We start from the raw sequence: 21,896 nt of genomic DNA, 5'->3' as shown, positions 1-21,896 counted from the left end.
TAAATTGGTTCTAATCATTAATAGCTAATATTTGCTAGCTATTAACGATTCTAGGAAATGGATAAATGACACCAACTCTCACTAGCGGGAAATAAAATGTACCCAAAAGCTTCCATCGGGGGGGATGCAGGTATCTTTAATCATTCCGTAGGAGTAATGCAGGAATTTACCCTTTTCATCGTTTCCGTCGGGTTCATTGCGATCGTATCCATCGGCGAACCATTCCCCATAAGGATCGTGAACAATGAAGCCTGTGCTGTCATAGCCAACGAAGACAACGATGTGACCTTCTGGATAAGTAAAATAGCCATGTACAACTGCTGGGTTTCCACTCGCTAACCAATCTGTAACTTGTTCAATGGTGGCCGTTTCACTGTAGTTATCTTTCGCTCCATAGTCGCGCACAATTTGAGCTAGATCGTAACCACTATGCCGGCTTAATCCTTGATCTAAGGCATAGTTGTAAAGCTCATCCTCAAACTGCCCCTCACTGTGCCGACGAGGAATCTTTAGATACTCCAAACACATCGCTATTGAAGTAACATTGCAAGAACCATCAGGGTTCATTTCATTATCTCTCTGAGATTTGTAAGGAACCGGCAATTTAACTTCATCGCGTTTTGGATAAATTCTGGTAGTGCCTTCAAAAACTTCGGCGTGTTCTCCAAAAATATATCCAGTCCAAGTATTCTCAACTGGAGTATCAGCTAAGGTAATTTTTAAATGACTGCGCTCAACTTCAAATGAGGCAACTCTGAGGGTGACGCCGACTTTGAGATTGTGTTTTTCTGCCGGCAATAAAGCATCGGATTGCAACGGTTTATTTTTAAGGAGAGTATCTTGGATAATTTTAACCTGAATTGAGGGAACCCCTTCCGCTCCTCGCGTTGCTACTTTATCAACTTCGAGGAGTTCGGTAGCTGTTCGTTTTCCCAAAAATCCTGGTTCATAGCAGCGATTTAGTTTTTGAAAGCGTTTTAAAACAGCAATAGAAACAGGGCCAAAGATATCTTCTACTGTGGGAGAGAGTAGCCCTTGAGCGATCAGAAGCTCTTGGATTTCTAAGCTTAACTCTCGATCGGCTACTATTTTGCTGACATCGTATTTGATATTTGTCTCGACAAAATCTTGGAGATGCATCCTTTATGCCCCTTTATGCCTAGGCGTTCATTGTTGCATAGACCGAAACAGATTTGGATTGGGAGAAACTTTTTGCTTAATCCTAAAAATCTGTGACAGCGTAGGTTCAATAGTAGGAGAATAATCCCCAAAAAGTTCCTAGCTTTTAGTTGAGTCTTAAATTAGCCAAAAGGCCAGCTCGCCACTGGCCGTAAGTACAGGACAGAACCTGTACTTTTGGCTAGGTGTCGTGCCAAACTACAGGCGGGCAAGGCTTTTCGGAGGGCGATCGATTGCGCGATTTGAGATTTGAGATTTGAGATTTTAGAATTGCTCCCACGGGCTGTAGCGATCGCACGTGATGAGTACGCTACGCTTTTTTCAAGGGTTCACGGCCTGTACCGGGGGCCTGTGCCCAAATTGCATTCCGTCAGCATAAAAAATCAAATACAAATAAACCCGGTTGCTGTCATCTACTCCAAACAGCCGATATAAAATGCAGCTAAATTCCACTTAAAACAAATTTTCACTATTTAGATAGATGTCGTATTTTTAGTTTTTTGTCTACGCTGATTGTATCGAGTTATTAATAGAATTGCCGTGATTTTTCCCAACCCTAGTCCGTTTCCAGGCCCCCAGATTCCCAGTACCGAACCGGGGCTGCCGACTATACCCGCATCGCCACCAGTGCCGGGCCCCGTACCCGAACCGATTCCCGGCCTTGTACCGGAACCGGTACCTGCGCCAATTCCCCAGCCAATTCCCGAACCGGTGCCGGAAACTGTACCCTCTCCAATTCCTCAAACAGTGCCGGAGCCTATTCCTCAGACAATCCCTGAACCTGTTTAAATTATGTTTTAGTCGATCGCGAAATTTAAGATTGTTTGTCAGGTCGATCGCAAAAACCGGTTTCTCCAAAGTCCCCAATATTTTTGTGGAATATCAGACTTGAAAAAACTCGGTTTTTGCCTAAATTATCAATTAATTGAAGTTGAGCGCATTCTCTTTACAAAGGTCAACAGCACCCAAATCAGTGGATTTGCCGTCCGAGTATTCGGCCCTGACATCGAAAATACAGCCCGCATCCGAGCCGCCGTAGTCAGCTTGATTCCACTCAAAATCTGCCTTTTTCCGATCGGCAATGGGGGCATCTAGCTCGTTTTCTCCCCAAGTATCCTTATGGGGAGGAGACATATAAACGGCTGTCATCGTCTTGCCGCTGTTGTTAATCACCGAAATTTTGAGCATCTCAGCGAAAACGCTAGCTGCTGTGAGCCCTAACAGAGGCAGCGACAGCCCCGCAGCGATCGTCACTTTGCTTAACCATCGGTTAACCATTGAGCCATCTACCTTAAGTTGTATATTTACTCAAGCTTAGCTGTGGAAGTTAGAACACACACGTCAGATATATTGCTGATACTTATGATATTTTGAAACAGTGATATGTTTCTAAATAGCTATGCTTACTGCCGGAATTGTCGGACTGCCTAATGTTGGCAAATCTACTTTGTTTAATGCTCTGGTTGCTAATGCCAAGGCGACTGCTGCTAATTTTCCTTTCTGTACGATCGAGCCAAATACGGGTATCGTGGCAGTGCCAGACGAACGGTTGAAGGTGCTGAGCAATATTTGCAATTCCGCGCAAACTGTGCCGACGCGGATGGAATTTGTGGATATTGCGGGTTTAGTAAAGGGGGCGAGTCAGGGAGAAGGACTGGGAAATCAGTTTTTGTCTCACATCCGGGCTGTGGATGCGATCGTCCATGTTGTCCGCTGTTTTGACAATGATGATATTATTCACGTTGCCGGTTCTGTCGATCCCCAGCGAGATATTGACATTATCAATCTCGAATTAATTCTAGCAGACTTAGCTCAAATTGAACGCAGGCTCGATCGCACTCGCAAGCTGGCCCGCAACAATAAGGAAGCTCAGGCAGAAGTGGATGTGCTCGAAAAATTGGTCGCTGTTTTGAATGCGGGGAAACCAGCGCGGCAGTACAATTTCACAGATGAAGAAGCTCAATTAGTTAAAGGTTTGGAATTACTCACCAACAAACCAATTATCTATGCTGCTAACGTATCTGATGACGATTTAGCAACGGGAAATAGCTATGTCGAACAAGTGCGGGAAGTAGCAGAAGCAGAAAATGCTAAGGTTGTCATAGTTTCGGCGCAAGTTGAGTCAGAATTGGTGGAGTTATCCGAGGAAGAAAGAACGGATTTCCTAGAATCTCTGGGGGTCAAAGAAGGTGGCTTAAAATCTCTGATTCGAGCTACTTACGAATTATTGGGTTTGCGGACTTATTTTACTAGCGGCCCGAAAGAAACTCGCGCTTGGACGATTATCGCGGGAATGTTAGCACCGCAAGCTGCGGGGGTTATTCACTCTGATTTTGAACGGGGTTTCATCCGGGCCGAAACTGTAGCATATGAAGATTTGGTTGCTACGGGCGCGATGAATGCGGCTAAGGAAAAAGGCTTAGTTCGCAGTGAAGGAAAAGAGTATGTTGTACAAGAGGGGGATGTGCTGTTGTTCCGATTTAATGTTTAGCTTTTTTAAGGAGATTGGCACATGGATATCATTTCGCTGATAATTGCTTGGCTGGTTACTTCGGTGAGCTTTTTTATCATTTCCAAGTTGCCCATAGGGGTGGAAATTGACACTTTTGGAAAAGCGATGATTTCGGCGGCGGTTTTTGGATTGCTGAATGCTTTGGTGCGGCCGCTTTTTGTGGTTTTGGGTTTTCCATTGCTGTTGGTAACTTTTGGTTTGTGGATAATTGTTATCAACGCGATTATCTTTGGATTAGCGGCTTGGCTAGTCGAAGGATTTCGCTTGCGCTGGGGAATTTGGAGTGCTTTGCTGGGTGCTATAGCCCTCGGTTTTATTAACTCTTTGCTCTATGAGCTGTTGCGGACTCTGCCTAGTGTAAGGTAGATCAGGGTAACGCGCGGGCGGAAGGAAGGGGCGGGTTTATTCATCCTGTTAGTTATCGCCAATATTTCAGGTGAAACCAGCCCCGACGGCCAATATTTTAGGTTTAATTTCTCCATATCAGGTATTTGTTTTTTGGTATTGGTTGAGTTAAGCTGTGGAGCATTTAAACCACTAACGAGGCCAGTAGGGTGCGTCAGCTCTCGATCGCTTCCACCGGCAAGGGAAACGCTGTGGAATGACGCACCATACAATACTATTTTAAATGCTCCACAGCTTATTAGCCTTAACAGTAGTCGAGAAATTTGTCGGGAACTAGGCGCAATTCGCCCGATCGAAAGCGCTCGACGGGCATCCAAAATGCAGTATGTTCCCCATCTCCGTCTGCAAAGGCTAGACTATCCAATTCATAAAATTTGGAATCGACAAAATCGCACTGGTATAGTTGTATTAATTCATGTCCGGCTTGGCCATTATAAACAAAGAAGTTTTCCAAACAAGCCAAATATTTGATATTTGTTAACTCGGCTTGAATTTCTTCTTGAAACTCTCTTTGCAAAGCGTCGATGCTGTGTTCTCCGAATTCTACGCCGCCGCCCAAAGCGCGGTAAAATGTGTCTTTTGTGACCGGATATTCGCATTCTGACACGAAGATGCGATCGCCCGATCGAATTAATCCTAAAACAATTACGCGAATTTTACCTTGCATAATTAGTTATCAGTCATTAGTCATCAGTCATTACGCATCAAAACCAAAGAAACCGGGTTTTTTGCCCTTCAAGCGTTGTAACAAAGTATTCAAGGAAAAAAACCCGGTTTCTGATTACCCGTGCGTCCAGGACTATATTATCCGTGTATCCGTGTCATCCGTGTGATGCCCACGTTTAATTATCGGCGGCAAAACCCTCTCTGCTCCTCCTATTTTCAATTGGCCAGTCTATATTTTCCCCGCCAATAACGAGTTTTTCAATCGTTACGAATTCTTTGCTGAGTTGCTGGAAAACATTAATCAAAACATCGAGGCCAATTGCATCGCTAGTACCCAAATCAAACCAGCAACGAGCCCAAGAACCTTGATACTCCATTTCTCCCATATTGTGCATCAAAGCCATCATGCTTTGGTCGGCTAGATTAACATCGTAATTCATATCACTGATGTCTAAGCCTTCATCTTGAACTTGCAAATTTTCCGCATTAAATCCTCCGAGTTTTCCCAAGAAAAACCAAGAGTCAAACACTTCTTCAACATACTGTTTTTCACCGTTTGAAGGCACGTTGCTGAACTTCAGCCAAATCCAGAGGTCAAAGGGGTTAAACTCGCGAAACTCTACTTGCATCAATTTTATCAAAGAAAGGGAATGGAATTGCAGGAATTGGATTGCAGGAGAGAGGAAAATTGGGAGACAGGGAGACATGGAAAATTTTCCTCCTGACTCCTGACTTCTGACTTCCCCTCTGACTCTTTTTAAAGGGGTGGTAAGGCTGCCGGCCCCCAGACTCCATCTGCATCTCTGATTTTATCGCGCATCGGGTCGCAGTCGCGAGATTTGCTGTCGAGACGGTTACGAGTTCTGCACTGCTCAAAGAAGATTTCGGCTACTAAACTGCGGGGCAGTTGGTCAGGTTTTGCTAAGGCGGCGTCGAAGTTTTTTCGGGCTTCCTCAAGTAAGGTTTTGTTGCTGTCTTTTCCCTGGGATTGGGAGAACAAGATTTGTGCTTTTAGATATAGAAGTTCGGGATTAGTGGGTGTTTCGGCTAGGGATTTGTTGGCAAACTCTAAAGCGCGATCGTACTTTTTCAAGTCTCGATAGCCTACTGCCATGCCGCGATAAGCTAAGTAGCGGGGAGAGGCTTTTTGTTCGAGTCTTTGAATGGCTTCGTTGGGGTTGGAAAAGGGCAGGTTTGTGGCTAGCATTAAGTCCATGTAGCCTTTGATCAGGTTTAGCTCGGGGTCGTTGGGCGCTATTTTGTCGGCGGCATCTAGATATTGAAATACTACTCGCAATTTACTCAAAGCTTGGGGCGCGCCTTTGGCTGTTCCTTCTTTGGCTATAATGTTCGCCCCTTCTAGAAAGTGACCTGCTGCTGTGTAAATATTGCCGCGCAATGGATTGGTTTTAGTCAAGTTTTCGCCGACTTCGCGCGTTTTTTGCGCGTAGGAATTCATCGAGTTGAAGTCTTTTTCGATGTAGGATAGGGAGGCTGCCATAGCATAGGCTAGCGGCTCGTTTGGTTCGGCTGATAGTGCTTGTTGAACTTGAGTTTTTGCTTGTTTGTAGTTTCCTTGCTGAAACATTGTTTTGAAAGCGGTTTCGGTGTTGGGCCCGATCGCCTGCGGGTTGCTGCTGCGAAAGGGATCGCCCGCTAATGCTGAGTTAATGCAGATGCTGAGGGCGATCGCTCCTGCACTGGCGATCGCCCGCACTGTCTGTTTAGAACTTAACATTTGCTTGCCCACCGATGCTAAAGGGGTTTTCGTCATCGTCAATTCTCTCAATGTAATATACTGTAAACTAGAAACAAGAGAGTTAAATTCTCAGACTATCGGGCCGCGGTCAAAAAAAGAGTGAAATTTGCTTGATTTTTTCTAGCTGTTGCGGTATATTTTAATAATGGGAGTGTGACTTTCAGTATATAGACGCACAGATTTCCATTATTAAAATATACCATCAAAAAACTCAAAAAGCAAACACCAATCCTGAAAAAAAAAGGAAATTTTTTGTTAAGATTTATGTAAAATAATTGTGGCGGAGCGGCCCCAGCCAAAAACAGCCTTAACTGTCAATAGCACAACCCGAAGTTCCCCGATCCAACAATAACTATTTTTCTGAGTGTTAACTGTAGACTGTTGAGTGTTAACAACTGCCAACTACCAACTGCCAACTAACAACTGCCAACTAACAACTGCCAACTAACAACTGCCAACTAACAACTGCCGTTAATGCTTTATCTAAAAAACTTAGTATATCATCCTACCGCCTGTCCGAATCCTATTCTGAAAAATATTAACTTAGAACTGCCATCGCAGCAAATGGGGCTGATTGTGGGTCGCAGCGGTTCAGGCAAAAGTACGCTATTAGAAATATTAGCAGGTTTAGCCGAAAAAACTAGCGGCGACATCCGTTGGCGGGAACAAGAATTAACACCAGAACACTTGCAACAGTTAGGAGGGTTAGTATTCCAGTTTCCAGAAAGGCATTTTTGCGGAGGCACAATTTTAGAAGAATTGCGGTTGGGGCATCCTGAATTGGGCTCAGAACAAATTAACTCAGCAATGGCAGAAGTGGGGCTCGGACATTTGCCGCTGCGCGCTTCCCCCCACGCTTTAAGCGGCGGACAACAGCGGAGGGTAGCCCTGGCGGTGCAGCTAATTCGGCAGCCACATTTGCTACTTTTGGACGAACCGACGGCGGGTTTGGATTGGTCGATGCGACGGCAGTTGGTAAGCTTGTTGAGTAAGTTGAAAAGTCACTGGACTTTGTTGATTGTTACTCACGATGCTAGCGATTTGTTGAGCGTTGCTGACCGATTTTGGACTTTAGACCACGGGGATTTGCAAGAGGTCGATCGGGCTAAATTAGAAGCTAAGGAAACAAGTTTTGTTAGTCAGTAGTCAGTAGTCAGTAGTCATTAGTCATTAGTCATTAGTCATTAGTCATTAGTCATTAGTCATTAGTTAGTGCGGGCGGGTCTATCGCATTATGAAGCATTTTTAAGTGCCGAGAATTTGCAGAGCTTACAAAAGAGTGGGAATAGAAGATGAATCAGATTACAATGCCTGTGTTGCCCCAGATGAATGAGTTGTGGCAAAAAACGCTGAATTGGCAGCCGAATGAGTCGCAGCAACAACAATTTCAGCGACTTTATGAGTTAATTATCGAGGGAAATCGCTCCTTGAATTTAACTCGAATTACTGAGCCGATGGAGTTTTGGGAAAAACATTTGTGGGATTCTCTGCGGGGAATTGCAAGACTGCTGCCAGCTAATCACAATTCGGCGGAAAATCCAGAATTGGCCGCGGAGTCGGTACAGAAAGCGATCGATATCGGGACAGGTGGGGGTTTTCCGGGTCTGCCGATCGCGATCGCCCTGCCGCAACTATCAGTTACTTTGCTCGATTCTACACGCAAAAAAATTACTTTTTTGGAAACAGTTGTGCCGTCTTTAGGGATAGAAAATGCGGCGACTTTGTTGGGCAGAGCCGATGAAATTGCCAGAGCGCCACAGCACAAACAAGCTTACGATTTAGCCGTTCTCCGAGCAGTGGGAGCCGCTCCTCTCTGCGCTAAATGCGCGCTGCCTCTGCTGAAAAATGGCGGTTTGGCTGTACTTTACCGTGGAAATTGGACGGTGGAGGAAGAGACGGAGTTGCAAAGGGCGATCGAGCACTTGGGCGGTAAAGTTGAGTCAGTCGAAGCATTCACAACGCCGACGAGTCAGGGTGCGCGGCACTGCGTTTACTTGCGGAAAGTTGTACAGCAGTTCGAGCGTCCCGTGCGCTAGTAGGGACACGGCACTGCCGTGTCCTGTATTTCATCGGCCGTGTCCTGTATTTCATCTAATTGAAAACTACCCGATCGCCTTTTCGTAGCGCTTGTTAATTTCCGCCCAATTAACAACATTCCACCAAGCTTTTAAGTAGTCTGCGCGCAAATTTTGGTATTTGAGATAATAAGCGTGTTCCCAAACATCGTTACCCATAATTGGATAGTTGCCCTCCATGAAAGGAGTGTCTTGATTGGCAGTAGTTGTAATCTCAAGTTTGCCAGCTTTATTGCGGACTAGCCACACCCAACCGCTGCCAAAACGCTTGGCGCCGGCATCGTTAAATTTTGTTTTAAAATCGTCAACACTGCCGAAATTTTGCTGAATTGCTTTTGCAATTGCCCCTGTCGGTTCGCCGCCGCCCTTGGGACTCATGATTTCCCAAAACATAGTGTGATTTAGGTGTCCGCCACCATTGTTACGCACGGTTGTGCGAATATCTTCCGGCACTTTGCTCAAATCTCGCAGCATATTTTCCGCAGTAATATTTTTGAGTTGCGGGTATTTGCTGACAGCATCGTTGAGGTTTTTAACGTAGGCGGCATGGTGTTTGTCGTGGTGAAATTGCATTGTCCGCGCATCAATGTGCGGTTCTAAAGCATTGTATTCGTAGGGCAGAGGTGGCAGTGTAAAAGGCCCCGGAGTTTGGGCTATTTTTGGGCTTTCTGCAATTGGACTTGCTTGCGATACATTATTTCCTGACGCTTGGCAAGCACCTGCGGTAATGGCTCCGACGGTTGCAGTTACCAAATACAAGAAATCTCGGCGTTTGAGAGTCATAAAAAGTACCTAAGTGAATTATTAACTGTTTTATCTCAGATTAAAGCAAAATGGGGGTGAGTTGAGAAAAAAAGTTGTATCGCCCGAATGGATGAGACGGATGGGCGATGGTTGTGAGAGTTTCTCAAGTATTGTAAAACTTCATTAAGTTTCTCGTCAAAGATAGTCAGGAGTAGTATATGCTGACTGAGCAGAAGGATTTGGACTGCCCAAGCAACCGCTTTCAACGCGGTCTTTATTTACGGGCCACACCTATCACTCATGCAGCTAGCCGATTGGCAAACACATCCACAGATGTTTGTACAAAACCGCAGATGGTTTGTTAATTAATGCGCTCCGTGAATGGGTATTACATGATCGTGGCAAAAGCACTCCCAAAAGCATTGAGCAATGGGATAGGGAGCTGCGTAGCTGGGCCAATGCGGGTCAATCCGCTCAAAGTAAAAGTGAAGGGGGAGGGACCGAAGGCCTCCCATGTCATGTAATAGATGACTATACTTTTACCAGCTATAGGCTAATTGTATGCGCGTAACTAACTCACGTGCTCCGGTTCACCAACCCGGTTTCTGTCTCGAAACCGGGTTTTTTTGCGATTATTCTTGGGACAAGCGCTGGATGGCTTCGCCTCCAAAAAGCCGATCGGCTGCTTGGAGAATACCGGGAATTTTAGCAGCGTGGGGACTGTGCGCGAGAGGGCGGCGCAAGTCTAATTCATGGAGGCGATCGGCTTTTTGGCCCGGGAACCAGTGGCCGGCATTACCTAAAAGGTTGTAGCGCATCTTGCAATAGTCGATCGTATCGTAAGCCTGCGCCAAATTCCACAGCCACAGAATCACATAAATATTAATACCTCCGGGAGTATTTTCGATAGTTGGTAAACCGACGTGCCAAGTATTAAACCAATCTTCTCCTAATTTATCAATTGCTGCTCTTTCTAATTTTTCTAATATCGGAGGCAAAATTTCATCGGCTCTATCTAACAATTCTACAGCTTTAAGATGCTCGTTAAAATCTTCAGGTTTTGCGGCGCCCAAACTCAAAGTGTGTACTTGCGGATGCGACAAACAAAACAAATCATTAAACACCATCGGACTCAACGGATAGCACAAATCTACCAATTTTTGCGGCGGGCTGTAAAGTTGACCGCCTTTGTCGGAAGGACTGATAATAAAAACGCCCATATCGTGACGTTTAGCAGCTTCAATAGCTGGCCAATTACTTTGATTGATGTAGTACCAGTGCAAGTTAAGATAATCAAATTGATTAGTTTCAATTGTTTTGATAATCACATCCGTCGGGCCGTGAGTGGAAAAACCAATAAACTTAACTTTCCCTTCTGCTTGTAACTTTCTCGCCACATCCATGCAGCCGCCCGGACGCATAGAATCCTCTAGCAATTCCCACGTATTAATGCCGTGTAGCGACAGTAAATCCACGTATTCTAGTTGCAAATAAGCTAAGGATTTTTCAAAGTCTTCGCGGAACTCTTGGGAGTTTGGTTTGGGACTAACTTTCGTTTGCACTATCAACTTTTCGCGGGAAAAATTCGGGAAAATCCACCCCAATTGCATTTCGGAAGTGCCGTAACCGCGAGCAGTTTCTATGTGATTTATGCCGCATTCAATCGAGTAGCTAATCGTCGCTTCTAGATTTTGTTGATTGTCTGGGGGAATTTCATTGGCTGGCACGTCTTGCCATTTGTACTGATATCTCATACCACCGCAGGAAAAGACGGGCATGGATAATTCTGTGCGACCGAATCTGCGATATTGCATCATAAACAGTTGACAGTTAACAGTTGACAGTTGACAGTTGACAGTTGACAGATGAATCGCCTGGTTTTTAGCATGGAGATTTATAAACCACCCTAAAAATATTCCTCCGTCATACAGGAGTTTAAACCGCTGAATTTTGACAATCAAAGCCAAGGTAAGCCCAAGTGCATTTAAATTGTATAGTCAAATTTAAGAAAAGTCTTGTGGGGAGTAGGGTTGGGCCAGAAAGCCCGCCCTAAAAATACAATTTAGATGCCCAACAGCTTAACTCCCATATTGCAGCATTCTCCTGAACAGGCAAGATGCCTGTTCCACAAAGAGTGTTTGACCAAACCAGGGCAGTTTTGGCTATTTAGAAATTTCGCGTACTACGGGTTTTCCGTCTTGGATTTCGCCGACTAAAACCAAATCTGTACAGTCTACAAACAAACCATTTTCTAACACACCGGGAATGTTATTCAAGCTTTTTTCCATTTCTCCGGGGTTGGCAATGTCATCAAATTTGACATCAATTACCATATTACCTTGATCGGTAATTACCGGGCCGGCTTTTTTCACACCCATGCGGAGTTCGGGTTTGCCACCCAATTTTTCAATGGCGCGCATCACTGGTGTTAATGCCATCGGTATAACTTCGATGGGCACGCGAAACGTCGAACCCAATTTATCTACGATTTTGGAACTGTCAACTACTACAATAAATTGAGTGGCGAGGTAATCGACTACTTTTTCGCGGGTGTGGGCTGCGCCACCACCTTTAATTAAGTTGAGGTGGGGATCTACTTCATCAGCGCCGTCAATAGCCACATCAATTCTGTCAATTTCATCTAGTGTTGTCAGGGGTACTCCGTACTGTTTGGCTAACACTTCTGATTGAAAAGATGTGGGCACTCCCTTGATGTCTTTGAGTTGACCGGATTTTATGCGATCGCCCAATGCTTGAATAGTATAAGCTGTAGTTGACCCGGTGCCGAGTCCGACAATCATACCAGATTTTACGCGATCGGCTGCAGCAAAGCCGACTTGCTGTTTCATCAATTTTACGGGATCTTGTTCTGTGGTCATGTTCGGTACTCCTTAATAGTTTTAAGATTATACCATTTATTATGGATTTATTTAACCGCAGAGAGCGCAGAGAACGCAGAGAGGAAGAAGAAGAAGAGAGGGAACTCGCCAATTATTTCAAGTGGGAACTTCTCTCTTTTTTCTCTGCGCCCTCTGCGTCCTCTGCGGTTAAATAAAAAAAATCTAGTTCACAAATCGGTGGATAATTGCCACAATGAAAATCGGCTTTCTCGATACCTACACTTGGGATTACAATATTGAAACTCCTTACTGCAAACCTTTGGGCGGCACTCAGTCGGCTATTTGTTACTTAGCTGAGGCGTTGGCGGCACAGGGAAATGAGGTATTTTTGCTCAACAATACTTCCGAGTCTGGGATGTGGCGCGGCGTTGATTGCAGGCGCAGGGTGGGGGACAAATCTAATTTAGAATTGCTGCGATCGCTCGATTTTTTAGTTATAGTCAATATAGTCGGCAAAGCGCTGGAAATCAAGCCGCTTTTGGGGCATCGCACTCAATTAATTTTGTGGATTCATAACGAACCGGGCTTTGTATTCCTCGAAAATTTTAAGAATGATCGAGAAATCAATGCTTGCGATGCCTTTGTATTTGTCAGCGACTGGCAGCGCGAGCAATTTCATCGGCGCTTTGGGATTGACTCTAATCGCAGTTGTGTTTTAAGAAATGCGATCGCACCTTGTTTTGCTAACATTTTCGCAGATAATATTTCTATCCTCTCTCATAAATCTCGACCGCCCATTCTAGCTTACACCAGCACTCCATTTCGCGGACTCGATATTTTGTTAAAAGTCTTTCCCGAAATTCGTCAAGCTGTCCCCGGAACCAGATTAAAAGTATTTTCAAGCATGAAAGTACACCAAATAGACGACAATGATAACCAGCTTTTTTTCGGTCAACTTTACCGCCAGTGTCAGGAAACAGAAGGCGTGGAGTACGTCGGTTCCGTACCGCAACCCGAACTCGTCCGGCAACTGCGTTCAGTGGCGGTTTTAGCTTACCCGAATACCTATTTGGAAACCTCATCTATTGCCGTGATGGAGGCGATGGCCTGCGGTTGCCGGATTGTGACGAGTGAATTGGCAGCTTTGCCGGAAACAACTGCTGGATTTGCCCGTCTAGTTTCAATGTCAGGGGTGGAAAATTTTGCATCGATAACTAATTGGAAGCGGGCGGGCAACCCAGATTGGGAGGGATATACAAGGCGGTTTTTAGAGGCGATAGTCGGAGTTTTAAATGAGGGCACGGGTGCGGGCTGCGCCACTGCTGAAAATCATTTAAGACAGCAGGTAGAATATATAAATCAAGGGTGTACTTGGTCTGTGCGTTCCCGAAAGTGGGTAGAATGGCTGAATAGTATTAGTGTAAAACCTGTAAGAGTGGCAGAGCAAATGATCGGGAATTCTTTAGTAGGTTTAGAGGCAGTGAGAGATTATTTTCAAAAGGGAAATTGGCGGAAAGATCAGGGTGATCTCGGTGGCGCTATCGAGAATTATCAGAAAGCTTTAGAGTTTAATCCAGGAGATGCAGAAGTTCATAAAAAGTTGGCGGAAGTTTATGTTTTGCAAGGAGAATTTGAAAAGGCGATCGCCTCTTGTAATGTCGCTCTTCAATTTCAACCCACTTTTGCTCCTGCTTACTTGACAATGGGCAATGCCCTGCACAGTCAAAACAAACTGGAAATGGCCATTCAAGCTTACTTGCAAGCTTTAAAAATTCAGCCGGAATTTGCTGAAGCCAGCGCGAATCTCGGCAGTATGTATTACAAGTTAGGGCAATTGGAAGAGGCTGCCAGTTATTACCAAAAAGCTCTGGTAATTAATCCTCAATTGTCTTCGGTCAATATGATGCTGGGCAGCGTTTTGCAGCAGCAAGAAAAGTTAGATGCAGCAATTACTTGCTATCAAAAAGTGCTGCAACTGCAACCGGGAGATGCCACCGCTGCGGAGAAATTATCGAGTTTAATCGCACAAAAAGAGCTGACCGCTACTGACAGCAACTTTATCGAATTAGAAACAGAATCAGGGGAAGCGCAACCAGTATCTGTCAACAAAGATGAAGGCTACGGCTTGCAGCCTTCGAGTATCAATTTGCCGGCAGCGCCCACCACTGAGACTTTAAATACTCCGTTTACCAACCCCGCTGAACTTTCCGAAGAAGTTACCTCGCTCAATGTTCCAGATAGCGGACAAGTTGCCAATTTTGAAGAAGTAGAACCGTACAATAAACTCGCCGAAAAGTTTTTAGTTCAAGGTAAAATTAAAGAGGCGATCGCAGCTTGTCAGCAGGCGCTAAAAATTCGACCGGATTTCATCTACGCTTACGTCACTTTAGGCAATGCCTTGCAAGCAGGAGGCAAAACAGAAGCTGCAATTCGATCGTATTCTCAAGCCCTAGAATTGCAGCCAAATTTTGCGGAAGTTCGCGCCAATATCGGCAGTATGTATTTCAAAATGGGGCGTTTGGAAGAAGCGATCGCCCATTACCAGCAAGCCATTGCCCTGAGTCCCGATTTAGCGGGAGCTCACTGGAATTTAGGGAAAGTATATCACCAACACGGCAACATCGAAGCAGCGATCGCCTGTTTTAAAAGAACCTCCGAACTCAACCCGCAGCTAGTCGGTGCAGACTTCCACTTTAACTTAGGTAATCGACTTTTGGGCCAAGGAAAGCGCGACGAAGCCATCGAATGCTACGAAAAAGCGCTCGCCATTAAACCGGATTGGGCCGAAGCTTACGGTAACATCGGCAGCGCGCGATCGCAACAAGGAAATCTCGACTCCGCCATCGCTTACTATCAGAAAGCTGTAGCTTTAAAGCCACATTTAGAAGTTTTGCACTTCAATATAGCCAACTCTTTTTTACAGCAAAACAAGTACGATGAAGCGATTACTAATTATCAAAACACTCTGAAAGTTAAGCCAGACTGGCCGGAAGTTCACGCTAACCTCGGCAATTGTTTTTCCATGCAGGGGCGGCTCGAAGAAGCTCTAGCCAGCTATCAGCAAGCTTTGGCATTAAAACCGAATTGGGCAGAGGTTTACTGCCGGATGGGACACATTCAAAAACAAGATAAGCCGTTGGAGGCGATCGCCAATTTTGAAAAGGCGATCGAATGCAACCCCAAATTTAGCGAAGCCTACCAACAACTGTGCGACTTGCTAAGCCATTCTACCAACCTCGCCGGAGCCCGCAGCGTAGCCGACAAATACTGCGAAAACTGCGGCGAAAATGCCCCAGTCATGTCAGCTACAGCCTACGTCTTTTCCTACCTGCAATCAGGTGTCAGCAAACAGGCAATTCAGAAACTCGAAGAAATTGAAAAACTATGCTACGAAAAGGTCGAAACCTTTAGCGGAATCGAACTAAAACTGCTCTACGAAATCTTCCTGTTTGCAGTTTCTCACCTGCGAGACAACCGCGAAAAAAATGCCAGTTTCTACAGACTCATTGCCAAAGAATACTACCAAAAAGCCGTTCCTAAGCGCCAGGAAATTAACAGAAGCAACCTAGCAAAATACCAAACAAAAGAACAGCGTCCTTTAAAAATAGGCTTCCTTTCCAAACACTTCCGCCGCCACTCAGTAGGCTGGTGCAGCGAAGCTTTAATTCGCGAATTAAGCCACATCACCCCCCACGTTCACCTTTACGTCACCGGGAAACTCCACCGAGATGAGGTTACGCAGCGGTTTGAAGACATGGCGGGCAAGTTTTACTGGCCTAAAAAATATCCAAACGGCTTTGCTGATGGCGGTGAAATCTTCGCCGAAGTAGCGCAAGACAACTTGGATGTTTTGATAGACTTAGACTCGATGACAGTCCCAACAAATGTCGAAGTGCTGTATCAATATCCTGCGGGAATTTGCGTTTCTTGGCTGGGATTTGACGCACCCTACATTTCAGATAACCACTACTTTCTGTGCGACGAACACACTCACCCCCCTGGTGTTGAAAAAAATTACTTAGAACAGTTAGTAAGATTGCCTGCCGGTTCGGTAGCAATTGGCGCACTGCAAAGCATTCCTGTGAATCGAGAGGCGATTAGAAACGCTCTGGGAATTGGCTTAGATCAAATGACTTATCTGTGCGTTGCGCCAGGGAGAAAAACCAATCCAGAAATGGTACGAGCTCAAGTTACAATTCTGAAGGAAGTACCAGATAGTGTGTTAATCCGCAAAGGTCAAGGCGACCCCGACGTTATTCACAGCACTTACCGCCAAGAATGCGAAATTCAGGGAGTAGATTTTGGTCGGATTAAGTTTATAGGGCAAACCAGAAGTGAGGAAGAACACCGGGCTATTTATTATGTAGCCGACGTGCTTTTAGATTCCTATCCTTACAACGGCGGGACTCACAATTTAGAGGCTTTGTGGGCGAATTTGCCAGTGGTAACTCGATCCGGCGACCAATATCTTTCGCGCATGGGCTACGCTTTTCTGAAAAGTGCAAATCTTGATGTTGGTGCGGCGTGGAGTTGGGAGGAATACACGCAGTGGGGAGTTAAGTTTGGTCGCGATGCTGGTTTCAGAAATGCGGTGAAAGAGCATTTAGTAAAATCTAAGCAGCCAGAGCATCTCGCACCTTTGTGGAATCCTAAAAAGTTGGCTGAGGATATGTATAAGGTGTTTCAAAAACTGTTAGCTAAATAGGGGGGGAATTGGGAATTGGGCATCGGGCATCGGGCATCGGCCAAACAGGGGATTGCGAATTGCTGCTATGGCAATCCCTCATCAGTGTGTGAACTCCCTTCTTTCTCCCTTCTCTTGCTCTGTGCCCTCTGTGCCCTCTGCGGTTCAATAAAAAAAGAGAGATCAGGTAGAGAAACGTGGTTTTTGGATATTTGTACGCTACTCACCGTAAAGTTTTGTAAAAAAAGCCGTGAAAATGCGTAAAAAATCCGCGCCGAGTCTGATAGATAAATAGCTGATTCATAGTACCGCGATCGCACTAACTTTATGCCAGTTAGGGCGATCACTTTTTTAGTAATACCAGTTTCAAACAAGAATGCAACTGTAGACAAGCTCCCAACCAGCAGCTTCATCAGTAATTCCCAAATCAAAAATCTAAAATCAAAAATAACCTGACTACTCACTAATCACTAATAGCCACTCGATCGCGCCCGCCCGACTTAGCCCGATACAGTGCCTTATCCGCAGCTTCAATCAACATTTTCGGGGAATTTTGACCTTCAGAAATCGTCGCCACCCCCAAGCTGAGAGTCACACTATCGCTGACAACAGACTTGATGTGGGGAATAGCCAAGGCTTTGACGCGGCTGCGGATTCCCTCAGCAACAGCCTGTGCAGCCACGATATCCGTATTTGGCAAAATTACCCCAAATTCCTCGCCGCCGTACCTAGCAGCCAAATAAAGGCGTTCTGCGGGTGCGTTTGTGCAAGCATCCCCGATCGCCCGCGCCACTTGCTGCAAACAAGCATCCCCGGCTTGGTGGCCGTAATTGTCGTTGTAAAGTTTAAAACAGTCAATGTCGCACAGAATCAAAGATAGCGGTTCCGAAGAGCTCGACTGTTCCCATTCTCGATTGATCACCTCGTCAAAACGGCGGCGGTTAGCTAGTTGAGTCAGACTGTCCAAATTCGCTAACCCGTCCAACCGCTGGTTGGCCGCAGCTAACTGCTGGTAAAGTAAAGATTGTTCGATCGCGATCGCCACTTGAGTGCCCAACTGACTCAGCAAATCCACATCAAACTGCTGCCACTGGCGGGGTGCCGAACAGTGGTGGGCAATCAGCAAACCCCACAACTTCGGCACTTGACAAGAACTGTTACCTTCCCTCGGTTCAATTCCCTGCTGGACAATCGGCACCACCAAATTTGCCTTCACCTGACAAGTCTCCAAAAAATTAAGGTGACACTCGCTCAAATTAGAAGCATGAATATCCTCTATGGCGCGGATTCGGCCCTTTAAATACTGACCGATGTAAGTATTGGCAAAACAGCAATCGTCAATTGCCATCCCCTTCAGTGGCATCCATCCTTCTCCAACCGACTCCACCACCACATTTCCGTTCCAGTCGGGTCGGAAGCGGAAAACCAGCACGCGATCGGTTGCCAAAAACTCCCGCACTTCCGCTACTGTAGTGTTGAGAATATCTTGGAGATCCAGAGAAGAACGGATGCGCGATTGAATCTGTGCGATCAGGCGTTCCCGTTCTATTTGTTGCCGCAGCGCGACTTGGGCTTGCTTACTTTGAGTAATGTCCCGGCCTTCCGGCAGCAACAAGACTATTTTGCCAGTTTCATCCGCGACCGGTTTGAGAGAAAAATCAACAGTTGCCGTCCGATTTACACCTTGAACTTCCACTTCATAGCGGACAAATTCACCTTTTGCCGATCGAGAAATCGCCTCTTGCAACTGTTGGCGAACTTCCTGAGAATCTCCCCACCAAGGCAACAGCCAAAACGGTTTATTGGCAACATCCCGTAGCTTAATTCCCGCAAAATCCAGAGAAGTTTGGTTAGCTTCCAGCAGAGTACCGTCCGGTTTCAATAAGCTGACAAATTGGAAAGAAGAATCAAAAATTGCCCGAAAGCGCCTTTGAGAATCTCCCAACATAGCCGTCACCTTTTCGCGAGAGGTAATATCGCGGAAGCGCCACACCCTGCCAATAATATTTTGTCCGACTCTAATTGGCTGCGTATAGCGCTCAAAAGTGCGGCCGTCTTTAAATTCTAGAATATCGCAACCTTCCGACTCCGCATCACTATAAAATTCTTTAACTCTCTGCAAAAAAGCCCTCGGATCTTTAACTTGCTTAGTGAGGAATGCCAGCCGCACAGTTCTATCCATTGAGTTTCTAACTTCTTCATAAATTCCCCACATTTGGACTAACTTTTCGTTATAACTAATCATTTCTCCGGCGGTAGTAACGGCGAGAATGCCGTCTGCAGTTGCTTCTAAGGTAGCGTGCAGCAGAGACCGCGATCGCTCTAATTCTGCTGCGGTCAATTTGCGTTCCGTGAGGTCTCGGACTGCTTTCACCTGTACTAAACGACCTTCCCAAAATACGAATTTGCTGCGAACGTCAGCAGGAAAAGCAGTTCCATCTCGCTTGAGAAAAATAGTTTCACAGACTGTATTGCTGGCTGCTGAAATCATTTGCGACGCCTGTTTGTATGATTTGGGCGACAGTAGTTCCAGCAAGCTCATTCCCGCCATTTCCGCAGGTTCGTAACCGAAAAGTTGGGCAAAATTGCTGCTGACGCTCAAAATTGTGTCGCGGTCAGCCACGGCAACTGCTTCAAAATAAGCTTCGCATTCGAGCAAGCGCGCTGCTGGCTGGCTGCTGCCATTTTCGCCGACCGAATAGCTGTTGTTAATTAACTGTTGCAATTGCGTATTTGCCGAGTACAAAGCGGTCATGGCTTGCCTGTACATAGCAGTACGTTTCTCGACTTTTTGTGCGAGGCGATCGCGATATTCTCGCAGTTCTTTTTCGACTCTAATTAAATCAGTAATATCTACTGCAAACACGATTACGCCAGCGACTTTACCTGTTTCATCGCGGTAAGGTATTTTATCTGTCCGCACCCAGCATTTTTGACCCGATGCTGTTGGTAATAGTTCGACTTGCCCCTGTTTGGGAACGCCAGAATTGATTACTTCCAAATCTTCTAAATAATATTGCTCTGCTTCGTCAGGATATATTTCATAAAAAGATTTACCTTCTAATTGAGCAGCAGGCAAACCTCTTGATGCAGCGGCGGCTTGATTAATTCGCAGCAGGCGACTTTCGGTATCTTTGAGCCAAATCATCGCCGGCACGGAATCAAAAATAATTTGCTGTTCTTGTTGCTGCAGGCGTAGTTCGGCTTCTGCTTGTTTTCTTTTAATTATTTCTTTTTGCAGTTTTTGGTTAGCTTTTTTGAGTTCAGCCGTGCGTCTTTCTACTCTTTCTTCTAGTTGATCGTAGTATTGGGCCAGCAAGTTTTGCTGCTGTTCGTGTCGCATTGCTTCTAATTTTAACTTTTCGCTAGCTGACAAACTGGAGGATACAAAATCTGCTAATATTTGCGTAAATTCGTGTTCTTCTTCCGTCCAATCACCGTCGGAACCCTGGCGTTCGGCGCTGACTATTCCCAACCTTTGACCTGCTAGCACAATCGGTACGCTTAACAGGGAAGTCGTACCCCGATCGAGCAAATAAAGACTGACAAGTTCTCGCGTTCTCGGGTCATTTTCTGCTGCCACTGTTGCGATCGCACTGGCAGATTTTAAAGCTTGAAAATATGCCGGACAGTCGGCTGCTGTGATGATGATTTGTACGGAATGGAGTTTAGTATTTTGTTCGTAAAGGTCGATGCAGTGAAGCTGCGTTTTGTCTTCGCCATACAGCCAAATACTGGCTCGATCGCAGTTGACAATACTAACAGCGGTTTCTGTTACTTCCCGGATGAAGCCTTCTATATTGTGGCGTTCTTTAAGTTGACTTTTGGCTAATTTTGCGATCGCTAAAGTTGGACTGCGCCAATTTGCTCTCTGGTTGGGCGACCTGGGTGACTGCGAAGCAGCCTTAATTTCTTCGCAAACTAACAGTATAGCCGGCCGTTGGAAATTCGCCATTGAACGACCATTAGTATTTTCCTCTATTTTCCAATCTACCGTCGGCATTGGGCGCGCGGTTGCTTTTACTCTAATAATCTTGCCGTCTTTGCAAGTCAAGCAGCCTTCCCAATAGGCAATTTTTGGAGTGGGCGTACCGTTTTCCGGCTGGGCCAATCCGGCAAATTCTGCCTGCATTTTGCCTTGCTCTTGGCAGTAAAATATGTTAAAAATTGAATGACAAATTAATTCCTGCGATTTGTAGGCAAGGCGAGACGCGCCGAATTGATTGAGCGAAAAAACTCTTCCCAAAGCGTCTAGAACGAAGTAAATGCCCGGAAAATTCTCGTAGAGAGTTCCATACCAATCTTGTTCGACTTGTTGGCTGCACGAAAGTTTGGCTGTCGCGAAGTCGCCGTCGGTGTCGAGCAAGTGAGAATAGTTGGTTTCGGGGTTGCTTGAATTACTTTTTTTAGCAAACACTTTTAGCTTAACTCGACTGTAATTAATTTTACTTTCTGGAATTTAACTTTTTTGTGAAACTAAATTAAACCTGTTGTTTGAAAAAAGTTACAACTTGTAACAAAATTACCACTTGTCCAGCACCCTGATTTTCGCTTCCCAATGCAACCACTGTGTTTGTTTGTAGTTGGTAGACCGTCTGTCGGCGATATTTCCCGCTAGTTGCAATACCCGCAGGTTTAGCTGCAATTACCCGGTCTGTACTTTTAGCATCCTAGACAATAAAAAAATCGGCAATCACTGATTTTAAGTATATACGATAACACTCAAATACCTAGTATTGGGACTGACCTACTTCGGATTCGGTTTGGGATATTTGCCGGGGCTGCGGATGAACCGGGCGGCGGTTGCAATTATCGGGTCAGATGAGTGCGGTGGCTTTGGGGATACTCGACCTGAAAACTGCTTGGGAGGCGATCGACCCCAATACGATGTTTTGTGTTGGGAATGACGATCGTGAATCTAATTAATTAGACTGTTTAATAAATATTTATAATACCAATACTCCGGACAGTTTTTAAAGAGGGATGCGATGGCTTCGGCAAGCAACGCTTACGCAATAAATCACAGAAGCGA

The 21,896-nt window shown here is 45.5% G+C and carries 16 protein-coding genes; 7 read left to right on the top strand and 9 right to left on the bottom strand.

The genetic code is table 11. The annotated features are described in order from the left end of the window. Positions 1-81: 81 nt before the first annotated feature. Complete coding sequence (locus tag QUA16_RS21570) at positions 82-1,140, bottom strand: C39 family peptidase (protein ID WP_333105606.1); 1,059 nt, start codon at positions 1,138-1,140, stop codon at positions 82-84. A 579-nt stretch (positions 1,141-1,719) separates the two neighbouring features. Here QUA16_RS21570 and QUA16_RS21565 point away from each other — a divergent pair. Continuing rightward, positions 1,720-1,968 (top strand): gamma-aminobutyric acid A receptor, epsilon-like protein, encoded by a 249-nt coding sequence (locus QUA16_RS21565; RefSeq protein WP_332979482.1) that lies wholly within the window; start codon positions 1,720-1,722, stop codon positions 1,966-1,968. A 132-nt stretch (positions 1,969-2,100) separates the two neighbouring features. On the opposite strand, the gene QUA16_RS21560 is transcribed toward QUA16_RS21565, so the two are convergent. Beyond that, positions 2,101-2,457, bottom strand: coding sequence for a hypothetical protein (locus tag QUA16_RS21560; protein WP_333105605.1), 357 nt, complete (start codon positions 2,455-2,457; stop codon positions 2,101-2,103). 121 nt (positions 2,458-2,578) lie between these two features. Between QUA16_RS21560 and ychF the strand changes: the two genes are divergently transcribed. Further along, complete coding sequence (gene ychF, locus QUA16_RS21555; protein WP_333105604.1) at positions 2,579-3,670, top strand: redox-regulated ATPase YchF; 1,092 nt, start codon at positions 2,579-2,581, stop codon at positions 3,668-3,670. A gap of 21 nt (positions 3,671-3,691) precedes the next feature. Beyond that, positions 3,692-4,057 carry a phage holin family protein gene (locus QUA16_RS21550; protein ID WP_333105603.1) on the top strand — a complete coding sequence of 122 codons (366 nt, stop codon included), beginning with the start codon at positions 3,692-3,694 and terminating at the stop codon, positions 4,055-4,057. 283 nt (positions 4,058-4,340) lie between these two features. On the opposite strand, the gene QUA16_RS21545 is transcribed toward QUA16_RS21550, so the two are convergent. From QUA16_RS21545 to QUA16_RS21535, 3 genes are all read right to left on the bottom strand, one after another. Beyond that, on the bottom strand, positions 4,341-4,766 hold the full coding sequence (locus tag QUA16_RS21545; RefSeq protein ID WP_333105617.1) for an NUDIX hydrolase: 426 nt from the start codon (positions 4,764-4,766) through the stop codon (positions 4,341-4,343). 172 nt (positions 4,767-4,938) lie between these two features. Further along, positions 4,939-5,391, bottom strand: coding sequence for a DUF3531 family protein (locus QUA16_RS21540; RefSeq protein WP_333105616.1), 453 nt, complete (start codon positions 5,389-5,391; stop codon positions 4,939-4,941). A gap of 128 nt (positions 5,392-5,519) precedes the next feature. Next, complete coding sequence (locus QUA16_RS21535; protein WP_333105602.1) at positions 5,520-6,536, bottom strand: Sll0314/Alr1548 family TPR repeat-containing protein; 1,017 nt, start codon at positions 6,534-6,536, stop codon at positions 5,520-5,522. Positions 6,537-6,995: 459 nt separating this feature from the next. On the opposite strand from QUA16_RS21535, the gene QUA16_RS21530 reads away from it, so the two are divergent. Continuing rightward, complete coding sequence (locus tag QUA16_RS21530; protein WP_333105601.1) at positions 6,996-7,667, top strand: energy-coupling factor ABC transporter ATP-binding protein; 672 nt, start codon at positions 6,996-6,998, stop codon at positions 7,665-7,667. Between the two features lie 146 nt (positions 7,668-7,813). Then, positions 7,814-8,557: a 16S rRNA (guanine(527)-N(7))-methyltransferase RsmG gene (rsmG, locus tag QUA16_RS21525; RefSeq protein WP_333105600.1), complete on the top strand. Its 744-nt coding sequence runs from the start codon at positions 7,814-7,816 to the stop codon at positions 8,555-8,557. Positions 8,558-8,623: 66 nt separating this feature from the next. On the opposite strand, the gene QUA16_RS21520 is transcribed toward rsmG, so the two are convergent. From QUA16_RS21520 to rpiA, 3 genes are all read right to left on the bottom strand, one after another. Next, positions 8,624-9,379, bottom strand: a complete 756-nt coding sequence (locus tag QUA16_RS21520; RefSeq protein WP_333105599.1) for a Fe-Mn family superoxide dismutase — start codon at positions 9,377-9,379, stop codon at positions 8,624-8,626. A gap of 593 nt (positions 9,380-9,972) precedes the next feature. Further along, positions 9,973-11,157: an aldo/keto reductase gene (locus tag QUA16_RS21515; RefSeq protein ID WP_333105615.1), complete on the bottom strand. Its 1,185-nt coding sequence runs from the start codon at positions 11,155-11,157 to the stop codon at positions 9,973-9,975. 345 nt (positions 11,158-11,502) lie between these two features. After that, complete coding sequence (rpiA, locus tag QUA16_RS21510; RefSeq protein WP_333105598.1) at positions 11,503-12,219, bottom strand: ribose-5-phosphate isomerase RpiA; 717 nt, start codon at positions 12,217-12,219, stop codon at positions 11,503-11,505. A gap of 214 nt (positions 12,220-12,433) precedes the next feature. Between rpiA and QUA16_RS21505 the strand changes: the two genes are divergently transcribed. Continuing rightward, positions 12,434-16,885, top strand: coding sequence for a tetratricopeptide repeat protein (locus QUA16_RS21505; protein ID WP_333105597.1), 4,452 nt, complete (start codon positions 12,434-12,436; stop codon positions 16,883-16,885). Between the two features lie 442 nt (positions 16,886-17,327). Here the strand turns inward: QUA16_RS21505 and QUA16_RS21500 are convergent, their stop codons facing one another. Next, entirely contained in the window at positions 17,328-21,281 is a 3,954-nt protein-coding gene (locus tag QUA16_RS21500) for a PAS domain S-box protein (RefSeq protein WP_333105596.1), read from the bottom strand. A 319-nt stretch (positions 21,282-21,600) separates the two neighbouring features. Here QUA16_RS21500 and QUA16_RS21495 point away from each other — a divergent pair, with 319 nt between their 5' ends. Beyond that, complete coding sequence (locus QUA16_RS21495; protein WP_333105595.1) at positions 21,601-21,771, top strand: hypothetical protein; 171 nt, start codon at positions 21,601-21,603, stop codon at positions 21,769-21,771. Positions 21,772-21,896 lie beyond the last annotated feature (125 nt).

Origin of the sequence: Microcoleus sp. S13_C3 (genome assembly GCF_036700905.1) — a bacterium.
Taxonomy (GTDB): Bacteria; Cyanobacteriota; Cyanobacteriia; order Cyanobacteriales; family Microcoleaceae; genus Microcoleus.
The sequence above is the reverse complement of the archived record's forward strand: the minus strand, read 5'-3'. Positions and strand labels throughout refer to the sequence as shown.